At 62.0% G+C, this 17,702-nt stretch carries 12 protein-coding genes and 2 pseudogenes; 7 read left to right on the top strand and 7 right to left on the bottom strand.

What is annotated here, in order from left to right:
* Positions 1 to 100: 100 nt before the first annotated feature.
* From ntrC to glnA, 5 genes are all read right to left on the bottom strand, one after another.
* Positions 101 to 1,534 (bottom strand): nitrogen regulation protein NR(I), encoded by a 1,434-nt coding sequence (gene ntrC, locus CXP40_RS07765; protein ID WP_106733307.1) that lies wholly within the window; start codon positions 1,532 to 1,534, stop codon positions 101 to 103.
* Entirely contained in the window at positions 1,531 to 2,619 is a 1,089-nt protein-coding gene (gene glnL / locus CXP40_RS07760) for a nitrogen regulation protein NR(II) (RefSeq protein WP_106733306.1), read from the bottom strand. Before glnL ends, ntrC begins: the two co-directional genes overlap by 4 nt.
* 189 nt (positions 2,620 to 2,808) lie before the next feature.
* Positions 2,809 to 3,426, bottom strand: a complete 618-nt coding sequence (locus tag CXP40_RS07755) for a DUF4124 domain-containing protein (protein WP_106733305.1) — start codon at positions 3,424 to 3,426, stop codon at positions 2,809 to 2,811.
* 5 nt (positions 3,427 to 3,431) lie between these two features.
* Positions 3,432 to 4,007 carry a DUF4124 domain-containing protein gene (locus CXP40_RS07750; RefSeq protein ID WP_106733304.1) on the bottom strand — a complete coding sequence of 192 codons (576 nt, stop codon included), beginning with the start codon at positions 4,005 to 4,007 and terminating at the stop codon, positions 3,432 to 3,434.
* 273 nt (positions 4,008 to 4,280) lie between these two features.
* Positions 4,281 to 5,687 carry a glutamate--ammonia ligase gene (gene glnA / locus CXP40_RS07745; RefSeq protein ID WP_106733303.1) on the bottom strand — a complete coding sequence of 469 codons (1,407 nt, stop codon included), beginning with the start codon at positions 5,685 to 5,687 and terminating at the stop codon, positions 4,281 to 4,283.
* Between the two features lie 328 nt (positions 5,688 to 6,015).
* Here glnA and thiI point away from each other — a divergent pair, with 328 nt between their 5' ends.
* Positions 6,016 to 7,470, top strand: coding sequence for a tRNA uracil 4-sulfurtransferase ThiI (gene thiI, locus CXP40_RS07740; RefSeq protein ID WP_106733302.1), 1,455 nt, complete (start codon positions 6,016 to 6,018; stop codon positions 7,468 to 7,470).
* 272 nt (positions 7,471 to 7,742) lie between these two features.
* Complete coding sequence (gene typA, locus CXP40_RS07730; RefSeq protein ID WP_106733301.1) at positions 7,743 to 9,566, top strand: translational GTPase TypA; 1,824 nt, start codon at positions 7,743 to 7,745, stop codon at positions 9,564 to 9,566.
* A 167-nt stretch (positions 9,567 to 9,733) separates the two neighbouring features.
* Here typA and gbcA read toward each other — a convergent pair whose 3' ends face one another.
* Positions 9,734 to 11,026 (bottom strand): glycine-betaine demethylase subunit GbcA, encoded by a 1,293-nt coding sequence (gbcA, locus tag CXP40_RS07725; RefSeq protein WP_099525922.1) that lies wholly within the window; start codon positions 11,024 to 11,026, stop codon positions 9,734 to 9,736.
* A gap of 313 nt (positions 11,027 to 11,339) precedes the next feature.
* Between gbcA and gbcB the strand changes: the two genes are divergently transcribed.
* Positions 11,340 to 12,443, top strand: a complete 1,104-nt coding sequence (gene gbcB, locus CXP40_RS07715; protein ID WP_106733300.1) for a glycine-betaine demethylase subunit GbcB — start codon at positions 11,340 to 11,342, stop codon at positions 12,441 to 12,443.
* A 120-nt stretch (positions 12,444 to 12,563) separates the two neighbouring features.
* Here the strand turns inward: gbcB and CXP40_RS07710 are convergent, their stop codons facing one another.
* A complete protein-coding gene (locus CXP40_RS07710) occupies positions 12,564 to 13,604 on the bottom strand; it encodes a low specificity L-threonine aldolase (protein WP_106733299.1) in 1,041 nt (346 codons plus the stop codon).
* A gap of 239 nt (positions 13,605 to 13,843) precedes the next feature.
* On the opposite strand from CXP40_RS07710, the gene CXP40_RS07705 reads away from it, so the two are divergent.
* The 4 genes and pseudogenes from CXP40_RS07705 to CXP40_RS07690 all read left to right on the top strand — a co-directional run bounded on the left by CXP40_RS07705 (position 13,844) and on the right by CXP40_RS07690 (position 17,700).
* Positions 13,844 to 14,143 carry a hypothetical protein gene (locus CXP40_RS07705; RefSeq protein ID WP_099525919.1) on the top strand — a complete coding sequence of 100 codons (300 nt, stop codon included), beginning with the start codon at positions 13,844 to 13,846 and terminating at the stop codon, positions 14,141 to 14,143.
* A 694-nt stretch (positions 14,144 to 14,837) separates the two neighbouring features.
* Positions 14,838 to 15,221, top strand: a pseudogene (gene glyA / locus CXP40_RS07700) (serine hydroxymethyltransferase); the annotation flags it as partial.
* Position 15,222: 1 nt separating this feature from the next.
* Positions 15,223 to 16,383 (top strand): annotated as a pseudogene (glyA, locus tag CXP40_RS07695) (serine hydroxymethyltransferase); the annotation flags it as partial.
* Between the two features lie 66 nt (positions 16,384 to 16,449).
* Entirely contained in the window at positions 16,450 to 17,700 is a 1,251-nt protein-coding gene (locus CXP40_RS07690) for a sarcosine oxidase subunit beta (protein WP_099525918.1), read from the top strand.
* The last annotated feature ends 2 nt before the right edge of the window (positions 17,701 to 17,702 follow it).

Below are 17,702 nucleotides of genomic sequence, written 5' to 3'. Positions count from 1 at the left end.
GCAAGCGGGAGAGGGGAATCAAGCGCCGTTGCCCGGATGCACTCCGGGGAAAATGAAAAGGGCATCCCACGGAATGCCCTTTTTCGTAGCGTTGGCGGGATCAGTCGTCGCTGTCGTCGTCGTCCCCGCCGTCGACCTTCATGCCCAGTTCCTTGATCTTGCGGGTCAGGGTGTTACGACCCCAGCCCAGCAGCAAGGCGGCGTCGCGGCGGCGGCCGGCGGTGTGCTTGAGCGCGGTCTCGATCATGATGCGCTCGAACGCCGGCACAGCGCTGTCGAGCAGGTTGGACTGGCCGCGTGCCAGGGCCTGGTCGGCCCAGAGGCGCAGCGCCTGCTCCCAGTTGGTCACTGGTGCGGCGTCCTGCGGCTGGGTCAGCAGCTCGGGCGGCAGGTCGTCGACGTGCACTTCGCGACCCGAGGCCATGACGGTGATCCAGCGGCAGGTGTTCTCCAACTGGCGCACGTTGCCCGGCCAGGGCAGGTGCTTGAGGTAGTCCTCGGTTTCGCTCTTGAGCAATTTCGGCTCCACCGCCAGTTCCTGCGCGGCGCGGGCGAGGAAGTGGTGGGCCAGGGTCGGGATGTCCTCGCGGCGATCGGCCAGGCGCGGGATGTGAATGCGGATGACGTTGAGGCGGTGGAACAGGTCTTCACGGAACTTGCCGGCTGTCACCAGGGTTTCCAGGTTCTGGTGGGTGGCGGCGATGATGCGTACGTCCACCTTCACCGGGGTGTGACCACCAACGCGGTAGAACTCGCCATCGGCCAATACGCGCAGCAGACGAGTCTGAGTGTCAGCCGGCATGTCGCCGATTTCGTCGAGGAACAGGGTGCCGCCATCGGCCTGTTCGAAACGGCCGCGCCGCTGGTTGGCCGCGCCGGTGAAGGCGCCTTTCTCGTGGCCGAACAGCTCGGACTCCATCAGGTCCTTGGGAATTGCCGCCATGTTCAGGGCAATGAACGGCGCTGCTGCGCGTGGGCTATGGCGGTGCAGGGCGTGCGCCACCAGCTCTTTACCCGTACCGGATTCGCCGTTGATCAGCACGGTGATATTGGAGTGGCTCAAGCGGCCGATAGCGCGGAACACCTCCTGCATCGCCGGTGCTTCACCGATGATTTCAGGGGTACGCGCCTGCGCAGCCGGGACGGCCAGGCTCTGTTGTTCCTGGGCGTGTTGGAAGGCGCGCTTGACCAGTGAAACGGCCTCGTCGACGTCGAACGGTTTGGGCAGGTACTCGAAGGCGCCGCCCTGGTAACTGGCTACTGCGCTGTCCAGGTCCGAATGCGCGGTCATGATGATTACCGGCAAGCGTGGATACAGCTCGCGGATGCGTGCCAGCAGGTCGAGGCCGCTGGCTCCGGGCATGCGGATGTCGGAGATGATCACGTCCGGCTGTTGGCGGGTCAGGCGGGCGAGTACACCGTCGGCACTGTCGAAACTCTGGGTGGTCATGCCTTCCTGTTGCAGGGCCTTTTCCAGTACCCAGCGGATGGAACGATCGTCGTCGACAATCCAGACGGTTTCACTGCGGCTCATGGCGTGGGCGCTCCTTGTTCCAGCGGTAGGAAGATCGAGAATACGGTGTGGCCGGGATAGCTCTCGCACTCGATCAGCCCCTGGTGCTGGCTGATGATGTTCTGGGTGATGGCCAGGCCCAGGCCGGTGCCGTCGGCACGACCGCTGACCATGGGATAGAAGATGGTTTCCTGCAGTTCCGGCGGAATGCCGGGACCGTTGTCGATGATCTCGACCTTGACCACCAGGCGGTGGCGCGTGTGGCCGATGGTGAACTGGCGCAGGGTACGGGTACGCAGGCTAATGCGCCCGAGGCCCATGTCGTGCTTCTGCCCGGCGATGGCCTGCATGGCGTTGCGCACGATATTGAGCACGGCCTGGATCATCTGCTCACGGTCGATCAGCAGATCCGGAATGCTCGGGTCGTAGTCGCGCACCAAGGTGATGCTGCCTTGGCTTTCCGCCTCGATCAGGTTGGCGACGCGCTCCAGCACCTCGTGCACGTTGGTCATCGCCAGCGACGGCAACTTGTTCGAGCCGAGCATGCGGTCGACCAGGTTACGCAAGCGGTCGGCCTCTTCGATGATGACGTTGGTGTAGTCCTTGAGCTCTTCGTTGGGCAGTTCACGCGACAGCAGTTGCGCCGCACCGCGAATGCCGCCGAGCGGATTCTTGATCTCGTGGGCCAGGCCGCGCACCAGCAGTTTGGTGGTTTCCTGCTTGGACAGCTGCGCCTCTTCCTTGGTGATGCGCAGCAGGCGGTCGCGCGGGTGCACCTCCAGCAGCAGCAGGGTTTCGCCCATGCTGAACAGCGGCGTTACCGCGTAGTCCACGGTCAGCGTCTGGCCGGTGACCGAGGTCAATACGGCTTCGCGCTTGTTGAATGGATGCGCCTGTTCCACCGCCTGGCGCAAGGATGACAGCGCCTCGGGCGATTCGGTGAACAGGTCGCTGATGAACTGACCGTGGCTGCGTTGGCCGCTGACGGCCAGGAGCATTTCCGCCGCCGGGTTCATGTACTCAAGGCACAGCTGGCTGTTGAGCAGCAGGGTGGCGGTGGTCAGGTTGTCGAGTAGCAGGCGGTGCAGCGCGTCGTTGATGGTCATAAGCAGTGCGTTCCGGCGATGAGCAGGAAAATGCAAGAAGCAAACCAAGGCCCCGAAAAGACGCATTATTTGTGCGGTCTGCCAGGTTTTGGTGGTGCTGGGGCGAGGCCGGGCGGGGAAAAGCGACCCAAAACAGGGAGAGCTTAGGAGGTGGTGCGCCAGATTGCACCATTAAGGTGCAATCTGCTTTCAGAGGAAAGGAAGGATGCTGGCCTTTTCCTTGGGCTTGTCTTTCAGCGGGCACTCGGGGCGAACGCCGTATTCATCTTTCTTGCACGGGTTGACCTTGCGCTTCTGCGCCAGGCTCATGCGGTGCATGTGGAAGGGCTGTGCCGGCGTGCGCTCGACGATGAGGCCGGCGGAGTCGATGATTTCTGCCACCAGTTGGTGCGTGCCGCGGTCGACGTGCTGCAAGGAGAAGACCGGGCTGCGGCTGATCTCGCCCTGGGGGGCGCCGTCGAGCAGCAGTCGGTAGCTGTGGCCAGGCAGCAGGCCCGGCTCGCTGTTGAGGGTGACGATCATGTCGCCGGAGCCGTTGTGGATCGAGGCGTCCGGCTCCGGCACGAGGATGCGCAGTACCTGATAGTGCACGGTCGGCTTGGTGACGGCAGGTGGCGGGGCCATGCGCACTGTGGATTGGGGCTGGTTCATTTGCGCGCTGTTGGACGGCGCGAGCATCACCCGTTCAGCATTGCTGCTGCGCGGTTTGTCAGTGAAAACGCGGTTACCTTCAGCATCGATGTAGGTATAGACCTGAGCCGAAACGACTTGGGTGATGAGCAGCAGGCAAAACAGTAGTGCACGCATCGGGATCAGTTCGTCGGTCTCGGGGTTGGGCGCGGAGTCGGTCGTGGTGGTGTGACCGGTGGGCGGGCAGGGCTGTTGACGCTGATGCGCTGCACGGTGAAGGTTTCGGTGGCGCTCTGCTGGATGATGCGTTCGCCCGCGACGACCGCCACAGCGAGGCTGTGTGCGCCACGGTCAAGGTTGGTCAGTTGCAGGCTCGGCACATTGCTGGCCTGGCCGTATGGCTCGCCATCGAGAATCAGCCGTAGCTGGTGGCCGGGCTGCAGGCGCGGCTGGATGTTCACGCCAACGATGAAGGTGCCGTTGTTTGCGCGCATCGCTTCGTCGTCAGGGATGCCGGTGAGGCTCAGTACGGAGTAGGGCGCTTCGCTCTGCGCTGGCGTGTTGTCATCGCTCGCCGGCATGCTCGGCGTCTGCATCTCCACCGTATTGGTTGGCGGCAGGTTGACGCTTTCGGCGGCCGTGCCATCTGGAGGCTGATTGGTGAAGACCGTGTTGCCGTTGGCGTCGGTGTATTTGTAGATCTGCGCACTGGCCGGCAGGGCCAGGGCGAGCAGCAGGCAGGCGAGTAACGGGCGCATGGGCCGATCCTTCCGCAGGTGATGCGCTAAGCCTTGCACTGCTGGCGGTTCCTGGCAAGCGCAGGGCGCAATGGCTGTGATGTTTGGCTACAAAAAGTGGACTCGGATCTGCCGTAGGAGCGAGCTCTGCTCGCGAACCTGGCTACCTGAAGAGTTTCGCGAGCAGAGCTCGCTCCTGCAGGGCATGGTGTTGCTGCCTGCCCATAAAAAAGCCCCGCCAGGCAGAGCCGGGCGGGGCTTTCGAGTGCGCCGCACGAGGCGGCGCAAACTGGCTTAGACGCTGTAGTACAGGTCGTATTCCAGCGGGTGTACGAAGGTACGTACCTTGATTTCTTCTTCGGACTTCAGCTCGATGTAGGCATCGATGAAGTCGTCGGAGAACACGCCGCCCTTGGTCAGGAACGCGCGGCCCTTGTCCAGCTCTTCCAGGGCTTCTTTCAGGCTGCCGCACACTTGCGGGATCAGCTTGCCTTCTTCCGGCGGCAGGTCGTACAGGTTCTTGTCGGCAGCATCGCCCGGGTGGATCTTGTTCTGGATGCCGTCGATACCGGCCATCAGCAGAGCTGCGAAGGCCAGGTAGGGGTTGGCAGCCGGGTCCGGGAAGCGTGCTTCGATACGGCGAGCTTTCGGGCTGGCAACGTACGGGATACGGATCGAAGCGGAGCGGTTGCGAGCCGAGTAGGCCAGCATGACCGGAGCTTCGAAGCCCGGAACCAGACGCTTGTAGGAGTTGGTCGACGGGTTGGTGAAGCCGTTCAGGGCCTTACCGTGCTTGATGATGCCGCCGATGAAGTACAGAGCGGTCTCGGACAGACCGGCATAGCCTTCACCTGCGAAGGTGTTCTTGCCGTCTTTGGAGATCGACATGTGCACGTGCATGCCCGAACCGTTGTCGCCGTAAAGCGGCTTCGGCATGAAGGTAGCGGTTTTGCCGTAGGCATCAGCTACGTTATGCACGCAGTACTTCAGGGTCTGAACTTCGTCAGCCTTGGCCACCAGGGTGTTGAACTTCACGCCGATTTCGTTCTGACCGGCAGTGGCCACTTCGTGGTGGTGTACTTCGACGACCAGGCCCATTTCTTCCATGGCGTTGCACATGGCGGTACGGATTTCGTGGTCGTGGTCGCACGGCGGAACCGGGAAGTAACCGCCTTTGACGGCCGGGCGGTGGCCCTTGTTGCCGCCGTCGACGTCGCCGTCGGTCATCCAGGAGCCTTGCTCGGAGTAGATCTTGAACATCGAGCCGGAGATGTCGGACTTGAACTTCACTTCGTCGAAGATGAAGAACTCGGGCTCCGGGCCAACGAATACGGTGTCACCGATGCCGGTGCCTTTGAGGAACTCTTCAGCGCGCTTGGCGATGGAGCGCGGGTCGCGGTCGTAGCCTTGCATGGTGCTCGGTTCGATGATGTCGCAGACCAGGATCAGGGTCGGCTCTTCGGTGAACGGGTCCAGAACGGCGGTATCGTCTACCGGCATCAGGATCATGTCGGAGGCTTCGATGCCTTTCCAGCCATGGATGGACGAGCCGTCGAACATTTTGCCGTGCTCGAAGAAATCTTCGTCCAGGGCGTCACGGGCCGGCATGGTCACGTGGTGCTGCTTGCCCTTGGTGTCGGTGAAGCGCAGGTCTACCCACTTCACGTCGTGTTCTTTGATCAGTTGAACAGCCTTAGACATGTTGTCCTCCAGGTGGAAAAGGCTCTTATCGATAAGCCTTGAATATGCGGTGAAGCCCGGCGGGATAGTCCTCCAGGGCGACCTGCCTCACAAGGGAGCAAATTGCATGCCAGTGCCCTTTATTGGGCAGAAGCCGCGAAACTCAGGTGCTGCGCCGTCTGCACGGCAATTCGCTGGAAATATTTGCACCATTTAAGGGCCTTTAATTTCATAAAAGATCCATTTTGGTGCGCTGTGTGGGTGGTGCAGTATTTTTGGTCAAAGCTTGAACAATTTCCGCTATAATCCGCGCCCCTGTTTTTTCGTCCCCCAAGCGGGCGCTCTATTCATGAAGCTCATCGTCAAAGTTTTCCCTGAAATCACCATCAAGAGCCGCCCGGTGCGCAAGCAGTTCATCCGCCAGTTGGGGAAGAACATTCGCTCCGTGCTGCGCGATCTTGACCCCGAACTGCGGGTGACCGGTGTCTGGGACAACCTTGAGGTCGAGACCGATCTGGACGATCCCAAGCTGCTCGCCGAGATGACCGAACGCCTGCGTAACACGCCGGGCATCGGCCTGTTCCTCGAGGTCAATGAATACCCGCTGGGCGATCTGGACGACATCACCGAGCACTGCAAGCGTCACTACGCCGACCAGTTACCGGGCAAGATCTTCGCTGTGCGCTGCAAGCGCGGTGGCAAGCACGCGTTCTCCTCCATCGACGTCGAGCGTCACGTCGGTTCGCGCCTGCGCCTGGAGTGCGGCGCTGCCGGCATCGACCTGAAGAAGCCGGACGTCGAAGTGCGCATGGAGATTCGCGACCAGCGCCTGTTCGTGGTGCATAACCGCCACGAAGGCCTCGGCGGTTACCCGCTGGGCTCGTTGGAACAGACCCTGGTGTTGATGAGCGGCGGCTTCGACTCCACCGTCGCGGCCTATCAGATGATGCGCCGCGGCCTGGTCAGCCACTTCTGCTTCTTCAATCTCGGTGGCCGTGCCCATGAATTGGGCGTGATGGAAGTGGCGCACTATATATGGCAGAAGTTCGGCCGCTCGCAGCGTGTGCTGTTCGTCAGCGTGCCGTTCGAGGAAGTGGTCGGCGAGATTCTCGGTAAGGTCGACAACAGCCAGATGGGCGTGATCCTCAAGCGCATGATGCTGCGCGCCGCCACCCGTGTTGCCGAAAAACTGCAGATCGAAGCGCTGGTCACCGGCGAGGCCATCAGCCAGGTGTCGAGCCAGACCCTGACCAACCTGGCGGTGATCGATTCGGCCACCGACATGCTGGTGATGCGCCCGCTGATTGCCAGCCACAAGCAGGACATCATCGACACCGCCACGCAGATCGGTACCGCCGAGTTCGCCAAGAACATGCCCGAGTACTGCGGCGTGATCTCGGTCAACCCGACCACCAAGGCCCGTGGCTATCGCGTGGAGAGGGAAGAGGCCCAATTCGACATGGCCATCCTCGAGCGTGCCCTGGAGCGCGCCACCCAACTGCCCATCGACCGCGTGATCGACGAGTTGGGCAAGGACGTGCAGGTCGAGGAAGTAGGTGAAGCGCTGGCTGGCCAGATCGTCATCGACATCCGTCACCCTGACGCTGCCGAAGACGAGCCGCTGGACGTGCCGGGCATCGAGGTGCAGGCGCTGCCCTTCTATGCGTTGAACAACAAATTCAAGGAACTGGATGAGAACCGCCAGTACCTCCTGTATTGCGACAAGGGCGTCATGAGCCGCCTGCACGCCCACCATCTGCTGAGCGAGGGACATGCCAATGTGCGCGTTTATCGTCCGGCATAGAACGCCGGGGCTCAATGGCGGAAGTATCCGCCATCGCCCTCCCGACCCGGGGCACCTCTAAAAACTACCTGCGTTGTCATTGCTGCGTTAAAAACAAGCTCAAAATGCTCATTTACAACTTGTAAACTCCGCTTTTTCGCTTGTTTCTGCCTTGCACTGACTGCCTCGCCTACGTTTTTAGAGGTGCCCCGATCAGCTCGCTGATCCCAGTTTCTTCATATTCGTCGTCCAGGCTGGGCGACACACCGAATCCTCTGATCGAGATACACACAGTGATCGAAAATCTACGCAACATCGCCATCATCGCCCACGTCGACCATGGCAAAACCACCCTCGTCGACGCCCTGCTGCGTCAGTCCGGCACCCTGGAACGTAACGAGCTCAACGACGAGCGCGTGATGGACAGCAACGACCAGGAAAAAGAGCGCGGCATCACCATTCTGGCGAAGAACACCGCCATCAAGTGGAACGACTACCGCATCAACATCGTCGACACCCCCGGCCACGCCGACTTCGGTGGCGAAGTTGAGCGCGTGATGTCCATGGTCGACTCCGTACTGCTGGTGGTTGACGCCCAGGACGGCCCGATGCCGCAAACCCGCTTCGTGACCAAGAAGGCCTTCGAAGCCGGCCTCAAGCCGATCGTCGTGATCAACAAGATCGACCGTCCGGGCGCGCGTCCTGACTGGGTCATGGATCAGATCTTCGACCTGTTCGACAACCTCGGTGCCACCGATGAGCAGCTCGACTTCCAGGTCGTTTACGCCAGCGCCCTGAACGGCATCGCCGGTCTCGACCACGCCGACATGGCCGAAGACCTGACCCCGCTGTACCAGGCCATCGTCGACCACGTACCGGCGCCGAACGTCGACCTCGACGGCCCGTTCCAGATGCAGATCTCTGCACTGGACTACAACAGCTTCCTTGGCATCATCGGCGTTGGCCGTATTGCCCGTGGCAAGGTCAAGCCGAACACTCCGGTCATTGCCATCGACGTTGACGGCAAGAAGCGTAACGGCCGCGTCCTCAAGCTGATGGGTCACCACGGCCTGCACCGCGTAGACGTCGAAGAAGCCACCGCTGGTGACATCGTCTGCGTCAGCGGTATGGATCAGCTGTTCATCTCCGACACCCTGTGCGACATCAACCACGTCGAAGCGATGAAGCCGCTGACCGTTGACGAGCCGACCGTCTCGATGACCTTCCAGGTTAACGACTCGCCGTTCTGCGGCAAGGAAGGCAAGTTCGTCACCAGCCGTAACATCAAAGAGCGTCTGGACAAGGAGCTGCTGTACAACGTGGCCCTGCGCGTTGAAGAAGGCGACAGCGCCGACAAGTTCAAGGTATCCGGCCGTGGTGAGCTGCACCTCTCGGTACTGATCGAAACCATGCGTCGCGAAGGCTTCGAAATGGGCGTTGGCCGTCCGGAAGTAATCATCCGTGAAGTCAACGGCGTCAAGCAGGAGCCGTTCGAGAACGTCACCATCGACATCCCTGAAGAATCCCAGGGCAAGGTCATGGAAGAAATGGGCCTGCGTAAGGGCGACCTGACCAACATGTCTCCGGACGGCAAAGGTCGCGTGCGCCTGGAATACAACATCCCGGCTCGCGGTCTGATCGGTTTCCGTAACCAGTTCCTGACCCTGACCAACGGCGCCGGCATCCTGACCTCGATCTTCGACCGTTACGACACCGTCAAGCCGGGCAGCATGTCTGGCCGTCAGAACGGCGTACTGGTCTCGATCGATACCGGCAAGGCCCTGACCTACTCCCTGGAAACCCTGCAGGCGCGCGGCAAGCTGTTCGTCGAGCACGGCCAGGAAATCTACAACGGTCAGATCGTCGGCCTGAACAGCCGCGACAACGACCTGGGCGTGAACCCCACCAAAGGCAAGAAGCTCGACAACATGCGTGCTTCGGGCAAGGACGAAACCATCGCCCTGGTGCCGCCGGTTCGCTTCACCCTGGAGCAGGCTCTGGAATTCATCCAGGATGACGAGCTGTGCGAAGTGACGCCGAAGTCGATCCGTCTGCGCAAGAAGATCCTTGACGAAGGCGAGCGCACCCGCGCTGCCAAGAAAGCCAACAAGGCCTGACGCTTAGCGACTAGCCTCGGCTGTAAATAAAAAGCCCCGCCAGAGCGATCTGGCGGGGCTTTTCGTTGGGGCGCCGTTAGGTGTTGAGCGGCTTCAGTCGCGCTGTGGTCGACAGGCCAGCAGGCCATAGGCTGCCAGCCCGATCACTACCAGCAGGCTGAGCGTCATCACTCGCCCGCTACCTGGCGCAGCGATTGTGCTGGGGTGTCGCCGAGGTTGTTGAGCAGGCGCTCGCTGTACCAGTCGAGGAAGTTGATCACGCCGAACTCGTAGGTCTTCGAGTACGGGCCTGGCTGGTAGGCGGTGGAGTTGATGCCGCGCTGATTTTCCTCGGCCAGGCGGCGGTCCTGGTCGTTGGTGGCGTCCCATACCTGGCGCAGGCGGGCGACGTCGTAGTCGACGCCTTCGACGGCGTCCTTGTGCACCAGCCACTTGGTAGTGACCATGGTTTGCTGCGCGCTGATCGGCCACACGGTGAAGACGATCAGGTGGTCGCCCATGCAGTGGTTCCAGGAGTGCGGCAGATGCAGGATGCGCATGGAGCCCAGGTCCGGGTCGGTGATGCGGCCCATGAGTTTCTTGCAGCCCTGCTTGCCGTCCATGGTCATGGACACGGTGCCCTTGAGCAACGGCATGCGCACGATGCGGTTGCGCAGGCCGAAGCTGGCGTGAGCGTAAGGGATCTTGTCCTTGTCCCAGCGAGTGGTGCACTCGGCGACCTGATCTTTGAACGCCTGGCTGGCGCGCGGATCGGTGACGTCATCCCATTCCAGCAGGGTGTTGAGCAGTTCCGGGTGCGAACCGTTGCAGTGGTAGCACTCGCGGTTGTTCTCGATCACCAGCTTCCAGTTGGCCTTTTCCATCAGGGTGGTCTGCACGGCCACCTTGGTGTTCTCCATGTCGTACGGTTCCATGTAGTGCGCCAGGGTGGCGAGGAACTCGTCGATGGCCGGCGGGTTTTCCGCCAGGGAGATGAAGATGTAGCCGCCGGCGGTTTTGCACTGCACCGGTTTCAGGCTGTAGTCCTTGAGGTCGAAGTCAGCGCCCATTTCAGTGCCGGCGAACAGCAGGCGGCCGTCCAGTTCGTAGGTCCACTGGTGGTAGGGGCAGACCAGCTTGGCCACCTTGCCCTTGTCGCTTACGCACAGGCGCGAGCCGCGATGGCGGCAGACGTTGTGGAAGGCGTGGATCTGGCCTTCAGCGCCGCGGATGACCAGGATCGGGTTGTCGCCGATCTGCAGGGTGAGGAAGTTGCCTTTGGCTGGAATCTCGCAGGTCATGCCGGCGATCAGCCATTCCTTGTGGAAGATCTCCTGCATGTCGACCTGAAACAGGCGCTCGTCGCTGTAGAACGGCTGCGGTAGGGAGAATGTACGGTCGCGATCGTGCAGCATCTGCGCAGTAGCCTTGCGCGCGGGCTCCAGCGGGTCGCCCAGGCTCAGATTTTGGGTGCAGTCCATGGTGGCTCCTCATTGGCGGGCGCCTCGCGCCTGCCGGAAATAGTGGCTGATACGGTATGTGCCGCAAGGTCTTGATCGTTCGCTGCTGCCTGCAATGGGCGTGCATGCTTGGTGAGCGGAGTGTGGAGCCGGCACAAGGTAAAACCTTATCCATGGGCGACATGGCCAGATTTGTTTCCGACGCGCCAGGCCCCGTGCTATCGGGCAGGTCGCGATAAGCATGCGGATGTCGCAGGTAGATAAATGACTGCCGGCGGCCTTTCGCACAATTCGTCGCATATGGGCCGACATCCGGCCGCGTGGAGAGCCGTTCATGAGCACCAACGCCTTCCTCAACCCGGTTACGACGCAAACCTGGACCAACGGCCGCCACCTGGTGCGTTGCGTCAAGGTGATTCAGGAAACCTGGGACGTACGCACCTTCTGCTTCATGGCTGATCAGCCGGTGCTGTTCTTCTTCAAGCCGGGGCAGTTCGTCACCCTGGAGCTGGAGATCGACGGCCAGCCGATCATGCGCTCTTACACCATCTCCAGCTCGCCTTCAGTGCCTTACAGCTTTTCCATCACCATCAAGCGGGTGCCGGGCGGCAAGGTGTCGAACTGGCTGCACGACAACCTCAAGGAAGGCGACGAGGTACCTGTGCATGGGCCGGTGGGCCTGTTCAATGCCATCGACTTTCCCACCGACAAGGCGCTGTTCCTCTCCGGCGGCGTTGGCATCACTCCGGTGATGTCGATGGCACGCTGGTTCTACGACACCAACGCCAATGTCGACATGGTATTCGTGCACAGCGCCCGTTCGCCGAAGGACATCATCTACCAGCGCGAGCTGGAGCACATGGCGGCGCGCATCAACAACTTCAGCCTGCACGTGATCTGCGAGAAGCACGGCCTGGGCGAATCCTGGGCCGGTTATCGCGGTTACCTGAACAAGCCGATGCTGGAGCTGATCGCCCCGGATTACCTGGAGCGTGAGATCTTCTGCTGCGGCCCGACGCCTTACATGAGCGCCATCAAGCGCCTGCTCGAGGCTGCTGGCTACGACATGAGTCGCTACCACGAGGAAGCTTTCGGCCCGACGCCGCCGGAGATTCGCGCCGAGGTCAAGGAGCTGGCTGCCGAAGCCGCTGATGCGCCGGATGTGCCGCTGGCTGACCTACACCAGGTGGAGTTCACCAGCACCGGCAAGAGCATTCGTGTGGTGCCTGGCGAAACTGTGCACGCCGCTGCGGCCAAGCTTGGCCTGCATATCCCCAAGGCCTGTGGTATGGGCATTTGCGGTACCTGCAAGGTGATGAAGACCGCCGGGGAAGTGGAGATGGAGCACAACGGCGGCATCACCGACGAGGATGTGGCCGAGGGCTACATCCTGTCGTGCTGCAGCGTGCCGAAAGGGGATGTGGCGATCGACTATTGATCGCCACCTTGGTTCTGGGAGCGCTGGTGCGCGCAGTGCACCCTACGGGTCCGTAGCCCGGATTGCATCCGGGCTACGGTCGCGGCTAAAGCCCCTCCCACAGGTGCGTCATGGCGTCGTTCAGGCGCTCATCACTTCACGGATATCCGCAGCCAACTGACGCACACGGGCTTCGTCGGTATCCCACGAGCACATGAAGCGCGCGCCGCCGGCGCCGATGAAGGTGTAGAAACGCCAGCCGCGTGCGGTGAGGGCGGCGATGGCCGGCTCCGACAGTTGCAGGAACACGCCGTTGGCTTCCACCGGGAACATCAGGCTTACGCCGGGTACATCCTCGACAAGGGTGGCCAGCAGCTGCGCGCAGCGGTTGGCGTGGTTGGCGTACTTCAGCCAGGCATCGTCCTGCAGGATGCCGACCCAGGGTGCGGACAGGTAGCGCATCTTCGAGGCCAGCTGGCCGGCCTGCTTGCAGCGGTAGTCGAAGTCTTCGGCCAGCGCCTTGTTGAAGAAGATGATGGCTTCGCCGACGGCCATGCCGTTCTTGGTGCCACCGAAGCACAGCACATCGACGCCGGCCTTCCAGGTCAGATCGGCCGGGCTGCAGCCGAGGAAGGCGCAAGCGTTGGAGAAGCGTGCGCCGTCCATGTGCAGGTGCAGGCCCAGTTCCTCGCAGACATGGCTGATGGCGCGGACTTCTTCCGGGCGATAGACAGTGCCGACTTCGGTGGCCTGGGTGAGGGTGACCACGCGCGGTTTCGGGTAGTGGATATCCTGACGCTTGAGAGCGATTTCGCGGATCGCCTGCGGCGTCAGCTTGCCGTTCTCGGTCTTGGCCAGCAGCAGTTTGGAGCCGTTGGAGAAGAACTCCGGCGCGCCGCACTCGTCGGTTTCGACGTGGGCGGTCTCCGAGCAGATCACGCTGTGGTAACTCTGGCACAGCGAGGCCAGGGCCAGGGAGTTGGCGGCGGTGCCGTTGAAGGCGAAGAACACTTCGCAGTCGGTCTCGAACAGGCGGCGGAAGTGATCGGCAGCGCGCGCCGTCCACTCGTCATCGCCGTAGGCGCGCTGGTGGCCCTGGTTGGCCTCGGCCATGGCGGCCCAGGCTTCGGGACAGATGCCGGAGTAGTTGTCGCTGGCGAATTGCTGGGCATTGTCGGGCATTGGCGCGTTCCTTCTGAAAAACCTGCCGGCGGGTCTGCCGGGAAAGCCTCTACTTTAACCCTGCGGCTATCTGTCAGGCGTCCGTCGCCGCGACGAGTTGTTGCGCTGAAGCGTACTGCCAAGTCGGTTCGTGGCCACTCGTTCGGCTAGCAGATGGAACTTGAAGCTTGCTCTGGCGTTCACACTTACCAGAGGGCGGCAGTCGATCCGCTCTCCGCAATCAAGAGAAGGAGTTTCCCATGACTTATCGTCACCTGCTCGCCCTTGCCCTGCCGCTGGCCGTGGCGCTGCCCGTTTCCGCCGCCGAGTGGTCGGATAATGCCAAGACCGAATTCGTTCAGCAGTGCATTGCTGGCGCACCGGCAGGCTACGAGGAGCCACAACTGCGTGCTTATTGCGACTGCGCTGCGACCAACGTCAGCAAGGAATTCAGCGAAGCCGAGTTGCAGGAAATCAGCCGCCAATCCCCGCCTGACCCTGCCATGCAGCAGCGTCTGGTGAATGCCTCCAGCAGCTGTGCTGGCAAGCTCAAGCCTTAAGGCGTCGTTGAGCAAATAGCAGGCGCTGGCGCCGGAGCCCCATGGGCTCTGGCCCGGCGCCATGTTTCCACAGGCCATGCACAGCGCCGCCCACAGTATTTGTGCACAAGCCTGCTCTATCTATTTGATCCTGTTCGATTTTTAGCCGCATCTCGGCAAGCTCCGGCTGCTCTGGCTTCGCGCCTGCGTCGAACAGCCTATGCACAGTTTCATCCACATCTTCTGTGCATATCCCCAACCGATCCTCGCCTCTCGCCCATGTCGCTGGTGGATAAGCCAGGGAGTCGGCGTGGCTGTATGGATATCGAACACGACCCTCAGCGGCAGCGCTGGCAGGGGTGGCAGCCATCTGCTGACAGCTTTTCCACAGGCTAGTCCACCGCTTCTGTGTATGGTCTGCATTGTTAACTGCTTGATATCGATCAGGAAATGACCGTGACCCGGCAGCCCCTGCAGATGCTGGGGCGACGCGCGGTATGCACGGTTTATCCACAGCTTGATCCCCGTTATTTGTGCGCAAAACCGCGAACTGATCTCGACGCGCCTGATTGCGACAAGACCATGTCGCAAACGAATGCTCTCACGGCGTTGGCAGGCATTTGGGCGGGCAGGGGCGGCCCTACCATCGCTGCACAGGGCCTTGCCGGCCCGCCCGTCCAAGACCGCCGCCCACAGGCGCTGCAGGAGAGTCGAGATGTTCAGCAAGCAGGATCAGATTCAGGGTTACGACGACGAGTTGCTCGCGGCGATCGATCAGGAAGAACGCCGTCAGGAAGAGCATATCGAGCTGATCGCCTCGGAGAACTACTGCAGCCAGCGGGTGATGGAAGCACAGGGCAGCGGCCTGACCAACAAGTACGCCGAAGGCTATCCGGGCAAGCGTTACTACGGCGGCTGCGAGTACGTCGACAAGGTCGAGCAACTGGCCATCGATCGTGCCAAGGCGCTGTTCGGTGCCGATTACGCCAACGTTCAGCCGCACTCCGGCTCGTCGGCCAACAGCGCTGTCTATCTGGCGTTGCTCAATGCCGGCGACACCATTCTCGGCATGAGCCTGGCGCATGGTGGTCACCTGACCNCTGATCGCCTCGGAGAACTACTGCAGCCAGCGGGTGATGGAAGCACAGGGCAGCGGCCTGACCAACAAGTACGCCGAAGGCTATCCGGGCAAGCGTTACTACGGCGGCTGCGAGTACGTCGACAAGGTCGAGCAACTGGCCATCGATCGTGCCAAGGCGCTGTTCGGTGCCGATTACGCCAACGTTCAGCCGCACTCCGGCTCGTCGGCCAACAGCGCTGTCTATCTGGCGTTGCTCAATGCCGGCGACACCATTCTCGGCATGAGCCTGGCGCATGGTGGTCACCTGACCCACGGCGCCAAGGTGTCGTCCTCGGGCAAGCTCTACAACGCCGTACAGTACGGCCTGGACACCGCTACCGGGCTGATCGACTACGACGAGGTCGAGCGCCTGGCCGTCGAGCACAAGCCGAAGATCATCGTCGCCGGTTTCTCTGCCTACTCCAAGACCCTCGACTTCCCGCGCTTTCGCGCCATTGCCGACAAGGTCGGTGCGCTGCTGTTCGTCGACATGGCCCACGTCGCCGGCCTGGTCGCGGCGGGCCTGTACCCGAACCCGATTCCCTTCGCCGATGTGGTCACTACCACCACCCACAAGACTCTGCGTGGCCCGCGTGGCGGCCTGATCCTGGCCAAGGCCAACGAAGAGATCGAGAAGAAGCTCAACTCCGCCGTATTCCCCGGTGCCCAGGGCGGCCCGCTGATGCACGTCATTGCCGCCAAGGCGGTGTGCTTCAAGGAGGCCATGGAGCCGGAGTTCAAGGCCTACCAGCAGCAGGTGATCGACAACGCCCAGGCCATGGCCAAGGTGTTCATCGAACGCGGCTACGAGGTGGTCTCCGGTGGCACCGACAACCACCTGTTCCTGCTCAGCCTGATCAAGCAAGGGCTGACCGGTAAGGAAGCTGACGCCGCCCTCGGCCGCGCTGGCATCACCGTGAACAAGAACGCCGTACCGAACGACCCGCAGTCGCCGTTCGTGACCTCGGGCATCCGCATCGGTACGCCGGCCGTCACCACCCGTGGTTTCAAGGTCGCCCAGTGCCAGGCGCTGGCCGGCTGGATCTGCGACATCCTCGATCACCTCGGCGATGCCGATGTCGAGGCGCAGGTGGCCAAGCTGGTCGCCGGGCTGTGCGCGGACTACCCGGTGTATCGCTAAGCCAACCCTTTCTCTCGGCCCCTCTCGCGTAACGCTGAGAGGGGAGTAGAACCCTGGAGCATGCCCATGCAACGTTATTCCGGCTTCGGCCTGTTCAAGCACTCGTTCAGCCACCATGAGAACTGGCAGCGCATGTGGCGTAACCCGACGCCCAAGCCGGTGTACGACGTGATCATCGTCGGCGGTGGCGGCCACGGCCTGGCCACGGCCTATTACCTAGCCAAGGAGTTCGGCGTGAAGAACGTCGCCGTGGTGGAGAAGGGCTGGCTGGGCGGCGGCAATACCGCGCGCAATACCACCATCGTGCGTTCCAACTACCTGTGGGACGAGTCCGCGCAGCTTTACGAACACGCCATGAAACTGTGGGAAGGGCTGTCGCAGGACATCAACTACAACGTCATGTTCTCCCAGCGTGGCGTCTACAACCTCTGCCACACCCTGCAGGACATGCGCGACGCCGAGCGTCGCGTCAGCGCCAACCGCCTCAACGGCGTGGATGGCGAACTGCTCGATGCCAAGCAGGTCGAGGCGGAGATTCCCTACCTCGATTGCAGCAAGAACACCCGTTACCCGGTGATGGGTTCCACCGTGCAGCGTCGCGGTGGCGTCGCCCGTCACGACGCCGTGGCATGGGGCTACGCACGTGCCGCTGATGCCCTGGGCGTCGATCTGATCCAGAACACCGAGGTGATCGGTTTCCGCAAGCAGAACGGTGCGGTGATCGGGGTGGAGACCAACAAGGGATTCATCGGCGCCAAGCGTGTCGGCGTGGTCACTGCCGGTAACTCCGGGCACATGGCGGGGCTCGCCGGCTTCCGTCTGCCGCTGGAATCGCACCCGTTGCAGGCACTGGTGTCCGAGCCGATCAAACCGATCATCGACAGCGTGATCATGTCCAACGCCGTGCATGGCTACATCAGCCAGTCGGACAAGGGCGACCTGGTCATCGGTGCCGGCATCGACGGCTACAACGGCTACGGCCAGCGTGGCTCCTACGGCACCATCGAGCACACCCTGCAGGCCATCGTCGAGATGTTCCCGGTGCTCTCGCGGGTGCGCATGAACCGCCAGTGGGGCGGCATCGTCGATACCAGCCCGGACGCATGCCCGATCATCTCCAAGACTCCGGTGGACAACCTGTTCTTCAACTGCGGTTGGGGCACTGGTGGCTTCAAGGCCACGCCGGGTTCGGGCCACGTCTTCGCGGCTAGCCTGGCCAAGGGTGAGATGCACCCGCTGGCCAAGCCGTTCTCCATTGACCGTTTCCACACCGGCGCACTGATCGACGAGCACGGCGCCGCTGCCGTGGCTCACTAAGG

The organism is Pseudomonas sp. YY-1 (assembly GCF_002843095.1).
Taxonomy (GTDB): domain Bacteria; phylum Pseudomonadota; class Gammaproteobacteria; order Pseudomonadales; family Pseudomonadaceae; genus Aquipseudomonas; species Aquipseudomonas sediminis_A.
Note: the sequence above shows the minus strand (reverse complement) of the source record. Positions and strands in the feature narration are given on the sequence as shown.